Raw genomic sequence first — 14,792 nt, forward strand, 5'->3', positions numbered from 1 at the left:
TCAACCCCCTCCCACAAAGCTCACAATTTCAAGCTTATCTCCACTTCGAAGAATAGTATCCTTATATTGCTGTTTTGGCACAATTTCTCCATTTAATTCCGCCGCAATATAATCCAAACAATATTGACGTTCCCTTACAAGTTCTGCAAGAGAAATTCCCTCCGAAATCTCCTCCTGTTTTCCATTCAAATAAATCATCCTTTTCCTCCTTTTTATAAGAAAGATTGCGCAACTGCGTATCCTTGCGGAGCATTTTTTATTACATAGGACGCAATTTCCTATGTAATAAAAAAGAGTTCACGAAAGAATACACCCGCGGTGGTGCACCCCTTCATGAACTCTCATTCACTCTCAACTTCTTCGGTAAATAAATTTTCCTATGTAATAAAAAATAGAAAAGGAAATCGAAGAACCCGATTTCCTAAATTTACCACTTCTGTATCCCTACGTTGGCATTATCCACATCAGGTTTATGGGTCGAAGTTCACAACTTCCTCTCAGCCTGTATACAAGCTCCCCTGTTTTCTTATTGATGTAACTATAAAACTTTTCTTTAAAATTGTCAACCGATTTTTCTGTATTACAAAAATTAAAAATAGAATTCCTCTGCTTTTTTGAAATTTTGCCGAAATGGCGTTGAAATGTTTTTATTTGCCTGCAAATCTTAATTTATAAGACTTGCAGGTTTATTTGATTTGATTTTGAATTAGTATTTTTAAATATTACATTTTAGAAATGAAATCATCCAGTGATTGAGATTTTAAAGCTATCTTCATCCAGCCTCTAATCACTTCTATATCCTGCTGTTGCTGTAAAGTTTTCAGAAGGCTATCCGGTAATTCTCCAAATTTATTGAGTGCTATTTGGAGCATTTCCCGTGCTTCTTCTAAACGCCCAACTTTTTGGCCTTCCTTATGTTCATCTTTTAGCAATAATTCCAAAAGCATAAACCTCTCCTCCATTTCCCTACTTTCCCTGATATGGGTGACCGATTTCTGCACTTGCCTTACATAATCATCCTGAAAGTCCTCCTGACTTTCTTTTAAGTCTGCATGCACGAATTTCAGAAAAGAAACCAATTCTTTCGGCACTTCTTCTGCATTTTCTCCACGAGTATTCAAAAACATAATACAGCGCCCATCTTTTAGAGAAGCTTTCTCTGTCTCCTCACAAGCTGTCCAAAAAGTATAGCGATATTTCCCTTCCCCGAAAGGGTCGAAGTCACATAAGAAAATCACATAGCTATCGGGCAATTCTGCGTATTCACATCCCTTTGCCAAAAGCTCCATATCCATCTGGCTTTGATAATAACGGCTTCTCCGCCCCAAAGCGGGTTGCTTTAACACCTGCATTTCTATGTTATAACGAGTATTGTTTTCATCTTTCGCATAGACGTCTAATCGCACACCTTTATACTCCGGATGATAAACAATGTTTTTTTCTGTGCTGATTTCTACATGGTCGATTTTCATGGAAAGAGCACGTTCTAAAAAGCCTTTGCAGTTTTCCTCATCTGACATCACAGCTGCAAACATAAAGTTATTTTTGATTGTAAGATTTTTTAATAATGTATTCATATTTTTCCTCCATTTTGCAGAGGAATTCTATAAAATATAGTATAACAGACCAAAAACAGCTTTGCCAGCTTTCTTGAAAGTTTTTCCCATTTTTCTACGGCTATTTGCTCACACATCTTTCTTTATGAAATGTAATTGGATTTAAGCTTTGAATTGATTTTTAGATATTACATTTTAGAAATGAAATCATCCAGTGATTGAGCCTTTAAAGCTATCTGCATCCAATTTCTAATCACTTCTATATCCTGTTGTTGATGCAAAGTTTTCAGAAGATTATCCGGCAACTCTCCAAATCTGTTTAATGCCATCTGAAGCATTCCTTGCGCTTCCTCTAATTGTCCGGTTTTCCTGCCTTCTTCTCTACCTTCTCTGCGTTCATCTTTTAACAATAATTCCAAAAGCATAAATCTCTCCTCCATTTCCCTACTTTCCCTGATATGGGTGACCGATTTCTGCACTTGTCTTACATAATCATCCTGAAAGTCCTTTTGACTTTCTTTTAAGTCTGCATGCACGAATTTCAGAAAAGAAACCAATTCTTTCGGCACTTCTTCTGCATTTTCTCCACGAGTATTCAAAAACATAATACAGCGCCCATCTTTTAAAGAAGCTTTTTCTGTTTCCTCACAAGCTGTCCAAAAAGTATAGCGATATTTCCCTTCCCCGAAAGGGTCGAAGTCACATAAGAAAATCACATAGCTATCGGGCAATTCTGCGTATTCACATCCCTTTGCCAAAAGCTCCATATCCATCTGGCTTTGATAATAACGGCTTCTCCGCCCCAAAGCGGGTTGCTTTAACACCTGCATTTCTATGTTATAACGAGTATTGTTTTCATCTTTCGCATAGACGTCTAATCGCACCCCTTTATATTCCGGATGATAAACAATGTTTTTTTCTGTGCTGATTTCTACATGGTCGATTTTCATGGAAAGAGCACGTTCTAAAAAGCCTTTGCAGTTTTCCTCATCTGACATCACGGCTGCAAACATAAAGTTATTTTTGATTGTAAGATTTTTTAATAATGTATTCATATTTTTTCCTCCACTTTACAGAGGAATTCTATGAAATATAGTATAGCAGATAAAAAACAACTTTACCAGCTTTTGAGTTCTTCATCTTCCACTTTTTTAGGCAATAACTGTTGCTCCATTCTCAAAAATTGTATTTTCATACCCATTTTTTTATAAAATTGTATCGCACTACTGTTAAATCCCCAAACACAAAGTTCTAATGTCTCTTGTCTCTGCCCGTTCAGCCATTGCTTTTTCATGTGCTGCTTTCACTAAACTAGAGGCAATCCCACACCCACGATATTTGGGCAAAACAAATAAATCATCAATCACAGCTATTTTTCTTTCTTTACAGTAAATATCCCCTCTACTTTTTTCAATTTTTCCAAAGCAAATACCCACGATTTCTTCTTTCAAAGTTGCTACAAATGCCATCGAAGCAGGCAATTTTAATAACTCTTCAAATTCCTTCCTAGTATAATCTACGTGTTCACGAAAGTAATCTGGTCTATGTTTTCTATGAAATTCAAATATAGCATTTTCCAACCGCTTTATCTGTTCATAATCTTTTTCCTGCACGTTTCGTATTTCAATCATATTATTTTCTCCATTTACTTATCTATCTTTTCTCAACTATATATCCTTCTCTACCCGACAACTTATCCTGCACACATAATCTTTTTCTTCCTGCACAGTCAAGCTGTCCAATACACCGTCCTCGTAAAAATATCCACCTAATATCAATTCATGTTCTTTCGCATATTGCAACATTCTGGAGTATGTCTCCCCAACATTTTTCCAACTTCCTTTATGATAAGCACACAAATAATTCCCTGCTTCTCGAATGCTACACTCTATCTTCTTCGGTTTTGTATCCAGCATTTGATAAAAAACATGGTAATTATCAAAAACGCCCTGCTCAATATCTTCTTTTTCCTGACGATAACCTATGGGATAAGCACTTTTTATCCCATGCTCCATGCAGTAATCCCATAGCTTACCAATGGCTTTTGCCCATGCTCTGTCGTCATTTTCTTTGACACTTCTCTCTACTAAATAGCGCTGAGGTTCTTGGCGGATGGTAATTTTATCTAAATCTTCCTGTAAATTTTGGTGTATCAGTTTACTCTTTTCTGTAATCCAGTTTTTTACTGATTTTAAATGTTTGATGCGGTCACTGATTATCTGCTCTTCATGCCGGAAAAGCTGTAAAAATTGTTCCGGTGTGCGGTTCTGCATATATTCCTGAATTTCTTCCAGTGTCATATCCAGCTCACGTAATACATAAATCACATCCAAAACCTCTAACTGCGCTGCTGAATAATAACGATAACCATTTTCTCTATTCTTAATTTCAGGAGAAAACAATCCAATTTCATCGTAATAAAACAGTGTGTGCTTAGATACTCCTGCCAGCTTGGCAAATTCTCCTGTACTGAAATACATTTTCTTATTCATAACAAAACACCTCTTGACTATCGGGTTACTCTATACTTTATTATATCTTTTAGATAAAATTTTACAAGGAGTTATTTGTATGTCAAATTCAATTGCAAAAGATTTTAAATTCTTTTCTCTGCTGCGCTTTGCCTTACCTACTATGGTGATGATGATTTTTATGTCTTTATATTCCATTGTAGACGGCATTTTTATTTCAAGATTGTTAGGAACTAACGCCCTGTCTGCCGCCAATATTGTATATCCCGTTATCAGTATTGTCTTCGCAGTAGGCATCATGCTCTCTACGGGAGGCAGCGCCTTAATTGCCAAAAAATTAGGGGAAGGAAAAGAAAAGGAAGCACGGGAAGATTTTTCCTTTTTAACCCTTATAAGCTTCCTTTTTGGTATTGCCATCCTGCTTATTGGTAACATTTTTATCGAGCCCATTGTTCGAGCTTTAGGTTCAACAGATGCTCTACTTCCTTATTGTGTGGATTATTTAAGCGTTTCCCTGCTTCTTGCACCGGCTGCCATGCTCCAGATGATGTTTCAGACCTTTTTTGTCACTGCCGGAAAGCCACTTATCGGGCTGATACTTACCATAAGCGGCGGTGTGGCAAATATGATTTTGGATTATCTCTTTATGGGACCTTTCAATATGGGAATTTCCGGAGCAGCTCTTGCTACTGGAATTGGAGAACTGATACCTGCTGTAATCGGACTTTTTTACTTCCTTTTTACCCGCCATTCGCTCTATCTTACTAAGCCGGTATTTCGTTTTCAGGTACTAAAAGAAAGCTGTTTTAATGGTTCTTCTGAGATGGTTACAAACTTGTCTACGGCTGTGGTCACTTATCTTTTTAATATCACTATGCTGAAATTTCTGGGCGAGCCGGGGGTTGCGGCAATTACCATTGTGCTGTACGGACAGTTCCTGTTTAACGCTCTCTACATGGGATTTTCCATGGGAGTTGCACCTGTAATCAGCTATAATCATGGAAGCCAAAATCTGACTCTTTTAAAACGGATATTTAAAATCTGTATTGGTTTTATCAGTATCTCTTCTATTCTTATTACAGTTATGGCGCTTGTGTCCTCACCTGTAATTGTAGAAATTTTTACACCGATTGGTAGTGCCACTTATGATATTGCCAAAACAGGATTTTTCCTTTTCTCTATCAACTACATATTTGCAGGAATAAATATTTACTCATCCTCTATGTTTACTGCATTTTCAGACGGAAAAGTATCTGCGCTGATTTCTTTTGTTCGAACTTTTGTTTTAATTGTACTCGATATTCTGCTTCTTCCTTATCTGATTGGGGTAAACGGAGTATGGCTTGCAGTACCGGCAGCAGAATTTATGACTCTGTTTCTTTCTGTTTATTTCTTTTACAAAAAGAGAAAAGTTTATCATTATATTTAAAAAGGTTGTGCAAAATACCCGCAGGTTTCATTTGCTAAAACTTGCGGGTAATCAAAAAATCTTCTATTTATTCATCAAATATATATACGCATCTTCCAATGTAACTTCCCCCTGTGTACATTGCACCTCCGGTTTTTCCTCACTGATAACCCTTATCATATATCCGCCGTTTACATATTGTTTGGTAGATACGCGATAATTTTTTTCGATTTCCCGTGCCTGTATATCGCTTTTTGCAAAACAATTCCACACGCATCCATCTGCCATAGAAAGCATCTCTTTCATGTCTCCACTGTAAAGAATATTTCCCTTTTTCATAACTGCAAGCTTACTGCATGTTGCTGCCAAATCTTCTACTACATGCGTAGAAAATAAAATTGTGCGGTTCTCTGAAAAATCCACCAACAGATTTCGAATACGGATACGTTCTTCCGGGTCAAGCCCTGTGGTAGGCTCATCTACAATCAAAAAATCAGGTTCATTTAAAAGCGCCTGTACCAGTCCTACTCTCCTTTTCATACCTCCGGATAATTGTCTCATTTTCTTTTTTCTGTGTTCTGTAAGGCTTGTTTTCTCCAGATAATATTTTATTCTTTTCCTACATTCCTGCTGTGGTATACCGGATAATTCCCCCATATATTCCAGACATTCCTGTACGCTTAAATTGGGATACAAATCGATTTCCTGCGGCAGATAACCGATTTTCTGCTGTATTTTTTCATAATTCCCTTCACTGTATAAAATACCATCTAAGGATACCGTTCCACCGGTGGGTTTTAATACTGTGGTAAGCACGCGCATCAACGTAGTTTTTCCTGCTCCGTTCTCCCCTAAAAGTCCGTAAATCCCATTGGATATTTCCAAATTTATATGGTTTACTGCCGTTACTTGGTTTTTAAAAGTAACGGTCAAATCAGCAATTTTAATACTCATATTCCTATCCCCTTTTCTCTAAAATTTTCTTTTGCAAAAGTAATAAAAGCATTGCACATACAGCTGTTATTATTTTTCCTGCTGCCCATTTCCACTCTGTCAGCTCTGAAAATTCACAAAATTCATAAGAAAACGGGTTCCATACTCCCAGCAATTTTTCTCCTGCTTTTGACACCAAAAACAGCCATCCAAGAAACAAAATTCCCATTCCGCTCCACACACTTTGCAAAAGATTACACACGGTTACAGATAACACACTCCAGAAAAATATGGTAATAAAAACAACTCCGCAGTATAGCAAAAACAGAAAAATTCCTGACCTTTTTTCATCCAAAACCGCCGGTTTTTGCCAATAAAACATGCCATAAGCCAAAATTGAAATCCCTGTCAGATACCCTATCTGCACTGTAATTCTCCTGAGAACCGCACAATACTGGTTCTTTATAGGATAAAGACGAAACACCTCTCTGCGCCTGCTCTGCCTCTCTATGAGATAGGTATCTGCACAAAATACAAGTGCTAAAACTGCCATCTTCCCATCTATTGCCGGCCCAATTTCATTGACGTAAACAGCAGAATGAACACAGCTTAAAATCACAATAAATGCCAAAGAATATCCTATTTTATACACGGGAAGACTGATTTTTAAATCTTGTTTCATCATATTCGCCTCCTCTTCCATAAATATACCGTAATACAAAATAAGAATACGGACGCTATCAGCAAAAATGTCTGATTTAGCAATACCAGCGGAGGCGGTGTAGTATCAAAAAAGTTTCCCGGAAAACGTACCATAATTGCCAATGGTCTACCTATATAACTGCCATTTTCTCCTATTCTTAACATATTAGAATAAAGCATATAAAGTATCAGCATAGGAACTGCCGGTAATGGATTTCGGAACAGCAAGGACACAAGCCCGTAAACACTGCAAATCATAACCATATTGGGTAAAATATAAAACACTGTGGCTTTTAAAAAGTCTAAAAGATTAACGGAAAATCCTGCTTTATAAACAGCAATTTTACACAAAACAAAAAATCCTACGTTCAGCAAAATCAACACAAAAAGCATCAATAAAAAACCACCGGCTGTCTTTTCTAAAATGTATTTCCAGCCCTTTATCGGCTTGGTATGCAGAAGCTCATAAGTGTTTTTTCTCATATCCTGCATGAATAAAAATGCCAGAAAAATCGTTGCAAAAAATCCCATATAAAGTCCTGTGTAATCTGCAAATTTTCTGGAAAAATAGTAAGAAAAATCATGTTCTTTCAAGCTTTCTCCAATGTATTTATTGATTTCTTTTCTGCTGCCTGCATGGTATTGAAAATCCTCATAAACGTATTCCGCTCCGTAATACTTGTAGTTATCCTCCAAGTATTGGCATGCCTCATCAATTTCCATGCTTTTCATTTCCTGTATCACCAAAGCCGCCTCATCTTCTGACATTTCAAAATCTGTCATAAGAGAATTAAAAATAGACTTTTCCCAGAGTTCCCGCTGTTTTTCGGGTGTTGACGGGACGTACCCATCCATGATATCTCCATTCCACGGCTTTCCTTCTTCTGTGGGAAGTTTCTCATTTTTTTCCACATAATGAATGGTTAAATAGGGAGCTAACAACTGATAAACTCCTATAAAAACCACAAGAATTCCCACCCAAAACAATGGATTTTTCAAATAACTTTTTATTTGTCTTTTGATAATTGCTTTCATGGTTTCACCTCATTTCTTTTTCTTTAAAGAAATCATAAACCAGAAAACACAACAAAATAACAATGACTATCCTTCTTTAAAAACTGCCTTCACCTTTGCCCCTTCTCCTCTATTCTGCACTATATACAATCCCCCTCCATGGCGCTCACAAAAAACTCTGCTGATATACATTCCCATGCCAAAATGCTTCAAATCGTCTTTCGGATTAGAGTGATAGAATGCCTGTGTCACTTTATCAGCATCTTCCTGAAATCCGGTTCCGTCATCCTCCACAGTAATCACAAGCTTTGAAACCTCTGCTGAAATAATCACTTCTACTTTTGTTTTCGCATACCGAAAGGCATTGGATAATAAGTTTTGAATAACTTCTCTTACCATTTCCTCATCTACAAAAGCTGTTTTTATTTCTCCTTTTATCATAATTTTGCACTGCTTTTCTGTTTCTTTTTCAAGAATTTTTATTTCCTTTTCCAGATTTTTCCCTAAGCTTTCAAGCTCTACTTTCTGATATATCGGCTCTCGTTCCTCCAATCTTGTCATTTTTCGCATAGTCTCAATAAATCGGTTCAATCGCTCTATCTGCTTCATTCCTTCGAGAAGGATTTCCTCTGTTTCTTCTTTTTCCATTTCTCCCGTGGGCAAAAATTCCAGCAGCATTTCCTGATACCCCTTTAAGACAGCCAAAGGAGAACGTATGTCATGAGCAATGGCAGCTCTTAACGCCTTTTCGTCTTCAATCATCCGCCAAAGAACTTTATTGTTCTCCTCCAACTGACTTCGCATTTTCTCGAACTCCTGACACAGCATCCCCATTTCGTCCTGATTTTCGTATGTAATATGAAATTCCAATTCATCTTTTGCAATCAGCTTGGAGGCTTCCTTTAATTCTTCGATAGGCTTTTTCAACTTGTTTTTATAAAATATTCCTACTGCCACAATGCTTCCTGCAATACTCCAAAGCAAAATACCGTATGTTTGTAAAAAATCGCAAGTTTCTGATATGTGCCAGTCCATTTCACTCATTTCTTCTCTGCTTGGTCTTGCTATCAAGGTTTCATAACTTTCATTTCGCAAACCTTTAAAATATTCTTCTTGGTCTGTATATTTCCACCAGATGTTATTTTGTATCTCTGCCGTTATATTCACTGTAAATACAGATAAAAAAAATGTCACGATAAAGCTCACTGTCACATAAAAAACAATCGCTTTTTTCAGAGAAAGATTTCTTATTTTTTCCATTTATATCCCATTCCCCACACTGTTTCTATATACTCTGTATCACTGTAATTTCCTATCTTTTTTCGTATTCTCCGTATCAGCTCCGTAATCACTCTGCTGTCCCCTTCCGCATCATATCCACAGGTTATTTCGTAAATACGCTCTTTATCAAAAACCTGTCCCGGATGTGTAGACAACAGTTCTATAATCTCATATTCCAACTTCGTAAATTCTATTATTTCTTCATTTATCTGTACATTTTTCTGACCGTAATCAATACATAATTCCCCATGAAAACGGAACTCTGTGTTTTGTGAATGCCGTTGTTCTCTTTTTAAATGTGCTGTAATTCTGGCATCCAATTCTTTCAGGCTAAAAGGCTTTAAAATATAATCGTCTCCTCCTGACAGCAATCCGTTTACCCTGTCTTCTTCCTCTACTCTGGCAGTCAAAAATAAAATCGGACAGGAAATTTTATCCCGAATTTTTCTGCAAACCTCCAGACCATCCATCCGGGGCATATTAATATCCAGTAAAATAATATCTGGAGCTGTCTGTAATTTTTCTATGGCTTCCTTCCCGTTTTGTGCTGTAATTACTCTATATTTTTTTCTTTCAAAATATTTTGAAAGCATCTTTATAAGCTCTGTATCGTCATCTACAAGAAGTATTTTATATCCCATTGTTCATCACCTCATAACTATAATATATCGCAAAGAACAACAAAAGGACAATAAAAACTCCGAACACTTTCCAATAATGTACTCATGTCCGGAGTATCTTTCAATACACTGCCCATTCATCTCCGTATTGGCATCTTCTTCCTGCTGCCCGAAACTGTCCATACTGTTCCAGATTATAATTGGCAGGCCGATAGGAAGGATTTAAAGCCAATGCTGCCCGAAAGTGCCGCATCGCTGCTGTGTGCTGCCCTGTTTTTTCCAACAAAACACCATATAAATTGTGTGGCTGGGCTGCATCGGGATATTGTCCCATAGCGTTCATAACTATTTTTTCACCTGTTATATAGTCATGTTTTTTGCAGCACCTTTTCACTTTTATACACAGTTCCCTTAAATTTTTTTCTGTCTCGTCTTCCTCTATTCTATTAATTTCTTCTCTCATTTTCTATCCCTTCTTTAATAAAACATCCTGTTTTGTAACTATATTCTTCTTATTTACAGGTCTTATTCTAGCAATAATTTTATTAAATAGGGTTTAAACTACTGCTTATAGAAATTAACATCACATTAAAATTAAGAAATATCTTCTGCACTGACCATACGATAACCTACGCCGATATGTGTTTGGATATATGCGGAATGTTCTTTGTCTTTTTCCAGTTTTTTGCGCAAAGAAGCCATATACACACGCAGAGAAGAAATATCGCTGGTAATGCCGTTTTGCCATACTTTTTCCAGAATAAAACGGTAAGTCAGCACCTTTCCGATATTCTGTGCCAACAGACAAAGCAGACTGTATTCCAAAGGCATTAAATGTACTTCCTCTCCTGAAACCTTTACAACTCCTGCGCTGTAATCAATTTCCAGATTGCCGTTTTTAAACACGCTTTCATTGGTATTATCTGCGTGCATAATATACTGTATACGGCGAGTAGTCGCTCTTAATCTGGCAGAAAGCTCTGTAACGCTAAAAGGTTTGGTAAGATAATCATCTGCCCCTACATCTAAAGCAGCTACCTTGTCTTTTTCATCACTTCTGGCGCTGATTACAATAATAGGCGCTACCGACCATGTTCTGATTTTCCTGATTACTTCTATTCCGTCAATATCCGGCAGCCCCAAATCCATAAGAATAATATCGGGATTGTTTGCTGCTGCCAGCATAATCGCCTGATTTCCGTTTTCCGCAGTATCAAATTTATACTTTTCCATCTCCAAAGTCGTAGTAATCAGATTTCGAATTGGCACATCGTCCTCCACCACTAAAACAGATGGTTTATTTCCTTTCATCATAGTAAAATCTCCTCCTTTGGAAGGGCAAATTTAAAAACAGTGCCCTTCGGTGTATTATCACAAACTTCTAATCTGCTTCCATGGGCTTTTACAATAGCCTGACACAGGGGAAGTCCAAGTCCCATTCCCCTTCTTGCATCTCCAATTCCTCTGTTCACCGTATAGTACATATCAAATACTTTTTCTTTTTGTTCCGAGGTAAGCCCTGTTCCGTTATCACGGACTGACAGGATAACTTTGTCCCCTAAAGCCTCTGCTTTTATCACAATTTCCGCATTCTTGGGCGTATATTTTACTGCATTATCCACCAGATTGATAAGCACCTGAAGCATCAATTTTAAATCCATTTTCGCCATGAGAATTTCGTCACATTCTACTCTCACGCTCTGGTCTTTCCCCCTGAAATTCACATGCTTTAACGCTTCCTCGATGACCTCCTCCACAATTTCCCCCTGCATATCCAATTTCATATCTCCGTTTTCAATTCTGGTTATGGAAAGAAGGTTTTCCACCAGATTAATCAGCCATTTGGAGTCATCATAAATGTCCCGATAAATTTCTCTGCGTCTTCCTGCCGGAAGCTTTTCCTCATTCGCCAAAAGGTTTTCTGCATTGCCTGAAATGCTGGTAAGAGGACTTCTTAAATCATGGGAAATGGACCTTAAAAGGTTGGCTCGAAGCTGTTCCTTTTCCAGACGCATTTCCGCTTCTCTCTGTTTATTCAGCAATTCTTCTTTTTCTAAGGCAAAGACACATTCATGAATAATCGTTCCTACAATTCCTCTTTCAAACGTTCCGATAGCTTCTTTTTTCGTATCTACTACAATCACGGCAAAGGTCTTCTGTTTTCCCTTCACTGCCAGAAACATGTACGGAGACTCTCTTAAAACATCCGTAGAAAATCCGGCATCTTCTCCATGCTGATAACACCAAAGAGCCGTTGCCCTATCCTCTTTTAACAGTTCTTTCGGCATTTTCCAGTTTTCCGGTTTTCCCATAAGACAGTATATCTTTTTTTCCAGAAGCTTTCCCAGCTGTTTTACTGTTTTTTGTAAGATTTCCTGGGAAGTGGACGCCTCCTGTAAACTGCGGCTTGCCTGAAGCAGAAGCTCCGAACGATAAGATTTTCTCGCATTTTCCGCCGCATAATTCTTCACTCGTTTCGTTAAGACAGAGCAGGTAATCGAGGTTGCAAACATAACCACAAAGGTAATTAAATAATCCGGATTATATACTGAAAAAGTAAAAATAGGCTCTGCAAAAAAGAAATTGAAGATCAATACACCTAAAATACTGGAGATTATTCCCCACACATATCCCCCTGTTAAAAGGGCTACCATCAGCACACCCAGTATATAAATCATAATCAGATTGGCATCGCTAAAGCCAAGCGCCGAAAACACAAATGCCACTGCCGTAGACAGAGCAAGACTGACGATGCACCATAATATATCCCTCTTTTTCATGGTTTTTCCTTCCTTCCGTAAATCAATCTTGCGAAAACCAAAGCTGCTTCATTTAACATTGCCGTTAAAAGTCCATACTCAAAAGGCGGAATTTCTCTTTTTTCTTCCAGTACAATTCCCATCACTCCATAGATTTCGTCACTGGTTTTAATAGGAAGATACATAGCGTTTGCCTCAGGAAGAGTATGCGTACAGCAGCCGGCACGTTTTCTATTTGTCATTACCCAGTCTACAACTGCTTTTTCTTTGGTGTCAACTGTTTTTCCCAATTCTGCCTTAGAAATTCCCGGTTTTGGAAACAGCCATGGTCCTGTAAGCTTCTCTTCCTTTTGCACGTAAAAAACAACAGATAAATTCATCAGCTTTAATACTTTATCGCTCAATTCTGTCAAAAGCTCCTTCACTGACTCTACACGCCTCATTCTCCGACTGTTATCCAACAAAAGCTCTGTGCGGTACATCATTTTTGCGCTTTCCTTTGCCTGATGCTTTTCTGTGGAAATAATCGCAGAAATAATAATAGAAAATAAAAGCATAATGCCAAAAGTCGCACTGTATTTTCCACTGTAAAAATTAAAACTATAAAAAGGCTCTACAAAAAACCAGTCAAACAAAAGGACACTGAAAACTGCCGAAGATACTGCAATATACCGTCTTGCCGTATACAACGACAACAATAAAATTCCCAATAAGTACACCATAATAATATCTACATTTAAAAATCCCAGTTTTTGAAACAAAAGCCCAATGGCAGTGGCAAGCCCAAGCATAAAAGCTTCTTTTAGAATATCTGCTCCCAATTTTTCTGTCTTTTTCCTTTTTTCGGAATTTGTTGGAGAAAATAAAAAATACTTTTTCTTACCTGTATGTCCCATATCGGGAATAATAAAAATATCCAGATTGGGGCTGTACTCACTGATTTCATCTGTAATATTTCCCTTCTTCTGTCCAAATAAAATTTTGTGATTGGTTCTTCCCAGTACCAGCTTTGTCACACCGCTGACTCTGGCATATTCCGCAATCTGAAAAGCCACATCATCCCCAAATACGGTTACAATCTTCGCACCCAGCATTTCTGCCAGATGCAGGTTGTCATCTCTGATTTTCTTCACAGACGCATCTGCATTTTGAAGCCTTGTAGTCTCCACATACAAAGCCGTAAACTTTGCGTGAAAGGCATAAGCCATTCTGGAAGCGCTTCGTATGACTCTTTCACAGGATGGAGCTGTGGAAATACAGGTAAGTATATGTTCTCCCTGATACCCTTCCCCTTCCTCCTGCTTCTCGCTCAAAAGCCGCTCCTGTTGCGCTATCTGATTGACCTTATCTGCCATTTTGCGAAGGGCAATTTCTCTTAACGCAATCAGCTTTTCTTTTGCAAAAAAGTTTTGCAGCGCCCGTTCTGCCTGAACTGTTTTATAAATTTTTCCTTCTTTTAAACGTGTAATTAACAAATCCGGTTCAATATCAATAAGTTTTACCTGCTCTGCCTCATCGAAAACCCTATCCGGTATTCTTTCTTTTACATGAATTTTTGTAATATTTTCCACAATGTCATTTAGGCTTTCCAAGTGCTGAATATTCACTGTTGTATAAACATCAATTCCTGCATCTAATAACTCCTCAATATCCTCATAACGTTTTTTATGTCGCAGACCATTGGCATTCGTATGCGCCAGCTCATCTACAAGGAGTATCTGTGGTTTTCTTTTTAATGCTGCATCCAGATTAAATTCCCTAAGCTCAATCCCTTTATAAGGAACCATAAAGGGAGGAATTATTTCCAAGCCTTCTTCTCTTTTTTGGGTTTCCCAACGTGCATGCGGCTCTATATAGCCTGCAACGACATCAATACCTTTACTTTGCAATTCATGAGCCGCATCTAACATGGCACAGGTTTTCCCTACTCCTGCTGCATAGCCTAGAAAAATATATAATTTTCCTCTTTTCTCATTTTCTTTTTGTTTTTCTTCTGCCTGAATACGTTTTAAAATTTCCTCCGGAGTGCTTCTATCGCCGCTCATTCT

15 protein-coding genes and 1 riboswitch are annotated in these 14,792 nt (G+C 37.7%); of the genes, 1 reads left to right on the forward strand and 14 read right to left on the reverse strand.

Features of this window, described 5'->3' with window-relative positions; translation table 11 throughout:
* From thiS to BQ7352_RS01195, 5 genes are all read right to left on the reverse strand, one after another.
* Positions 1-198 (reverse strand): sulfur carrier protein ThiS, encoded by a 198-nt coding sequence (thiS, locus tag BQ7352_RS01175; protein ID WP_072446250.1) that lies wholly within the window; start codon positions 196-198, stop codon positions 1-3.
* A 226-nt stretch (positions 199-424) separates the two neighbouring features.
* Positions 425-526, reverse strand: a riboswitch (TPP riboswitch).
* A 196-nt stretch (positions 527-722) separates the two neighbouring features.
* On the reverse strand, positions 723-1,577 hold the full coding sequence (locus BQ7352_RS01180; RefSeq protein ID WP_072446252.1) for an Rpn family recombination-promoting nuclease/putative transposase: 855 nt from the start codon (positions 1,575-1,577) through the stop codon (positions 723-725).
* 167 nt (positions 1,578-1,744) lie between these two features.
* A complete protein-coding gene (locus BQ7352_RS01185; protein WP_072446254.1) occupies positions 1,745-2,611 on the reverse strand; it encodes an Rpn family recombination-promoting nuclease/putative transposase in 867 nt (288 codons plus the stop codon).
* 174 nt (positions 2,612-2,785) lie between these two features.
* Positions 2,786-3,187 (reverse strand): GNAT family N-acetyltransferase, encoded by a 402-nt coding sequence (locus tag BQ7352_RS01190; protein ID WP_072446256.1) that lies wholly within the window; start codon positions 3,185-3,187, stop codon positions 2,786-2,788.
* Positions 3,188-3,223: 36 nt separating this feature from the next.
* Positions 3,224-4,048 (reverse strand): MerR family transcriptional regulator, encoded by an 825-nt coding sequence (locus BQ7352_RS01195; protein WP_072446258.1) that lies wholly within the window; start codon positions 4,046-4,048, stop codon positions 3,224-3,226.
* 79 nt (positions 4,049-4,127) lie between these two features.
* On the opposite strand from BQ7352_RS01195, the gene BQ7352_RS01200 reads away from it, so the two are divergent.
* Positions 4,128-5,456, forward strand: coding sequence for an MATE family efflux transporter (locus tag BQ7352_RS01200; protein ID WP_072446260.1), 1,329 nt, complete (start codon positions 4,128-4,130; stop codon positions 5,454-5,456).
* 63 nt (positions 5,457-5,519) lie between these two features.
* Here the strand turns inward: BQ7352_RS01200 and BQ7352_RS01205 are convergent, their stop codons facing one another.
* The 9 genes from BQ7352_RS01205 to BQ7352_RS01245 all read right to left on the reverse strand — a co-directional run bounded on the left by BQ7352_RS01205 (position 5,520) and on the right by BQ7352_RS01245 (position 14,789).
* Complete coding sequence (locus BQ7352_RS01205) at positions 5,520-6,389, reverse strand: ABC transporter ATP-binding protein (protein WP_072446262.1); 870 nt, start codon at positions 6,387-6,389, stop codon at positions 5,520-5,522.
* A 4-nt stretch (positions 6,390-6,393) separates the two neighbouring features.
* Positions 6,394-7,053: a hypothetical protein gene (locus BQ7352_RS01210; protein ID WP_083429815.1), complete on the reverse strand. Its 660-nt coding sequence runs from the start codon at positions 7,051-7,053 to the stop codon at positions 6,394-6,396.
* A complete protein-coding gene (locus BQ7352_RS01215; RefSeq protein ID WP_072446264.1) occupies positions 7,050-8,105 on the reverse strand; it encodes an ABC transporter permease subunit in 1,056 nt (351 codons plus the stop codon). Before BQ7352_RS01215 ends, BQ7352_RS01210 begins: the two co-directional genes overlap by 4 nt.
* 66 nt (positions 8,106-8,171) lie before the next feature.
* Positions 8,172-9,344, reverse strand: a complete 1,173-nt coding sequence (locus tag BQ7352_RS01220; protein WP_072446266.1) for a HAMP domain-containing sensor histidine kinase — start codon at positions 9,342-9,344, stop codon at positions 8,172-8,174.
* Positions 9,332-10,006 (reverse strand): response regulator transcription factor, encoded by a 675-nt coding sequence (locus BQ7352_RS01225; protein WP_072446268.1) that lies wholly within the window; start codon positions 10,004-10,006, stop codon positions 9,332-9,334. The genes BQ7352_RS01220 and BQ7352_RS01225 overlap by 13 nt, the downstream gene beginning before the upstream one ends.
* A gap of 100 nt (positions 10,007-10,106) precedes the next feature.
* A complete protein-coding gene (locus BQ7352_RS01230; RefSeq protein WP_072446270.1) occupies positions 10,107-10,448 on the reverse strand; it encodes a hypothetical protein in 342 nt (113 codons plus the stop codon).
* A gap of 131 nt (positions 10,449-10,579) precedes the next feature.
* The gene (locus tag BQ7352_RS01235; protein ID WP_003023060.1) at positions 10,580-11,299 is read right to left on the reverse strand and encodes a response regulator; all 720 of its coding nucleotides are present in this window, start codon (positions 11,297-11,299) and stop codon (positions 10,580-10,582) included.
* On the reverse strand, positions 11,296-12,765 hold the full coding sequence (locus BQ7352_RS01240; RefSeq protein WP_072446272.1) for a DUF4118 domain-containing protein: 1,470 nt from the start codon (positions 12,763-12,765) through the stop codon (positions 11,296-11,298). The genes BQ7352_RS01235 and BQ7352_RS01240 overlap by 4 nt, the downstream gene beginning before the upstream one ends.
* The gene (locus BQ7352_RS01245; protein WP_072446275.1) at positions 12,762-14,789 is read right to left on the reverse strand and encodes a sensor histidine kinase; all 2,028 of its coding nucleotides are present in this window, start codon (positions 14,787-14,789) and stop codon (positions 12,762-12,764) included. Before BQ7352_RS01245 ends, BQ7352_RS01240 begins: the two co-directional genes overlap by 4 nt.
* Positions 14,790-14,792 lie beyond the last annotated feature (3 nt).

This window comes from Blautia sp. Marseille-P3201T (genome assembly GCF_900120295.1).
In the GTDB taxonomy this organism is placed as follows: domain Bacteria; phylum Bacillota; class Clostridia; order Lachnospirales; family Lachnospiraceae; genus Blautia.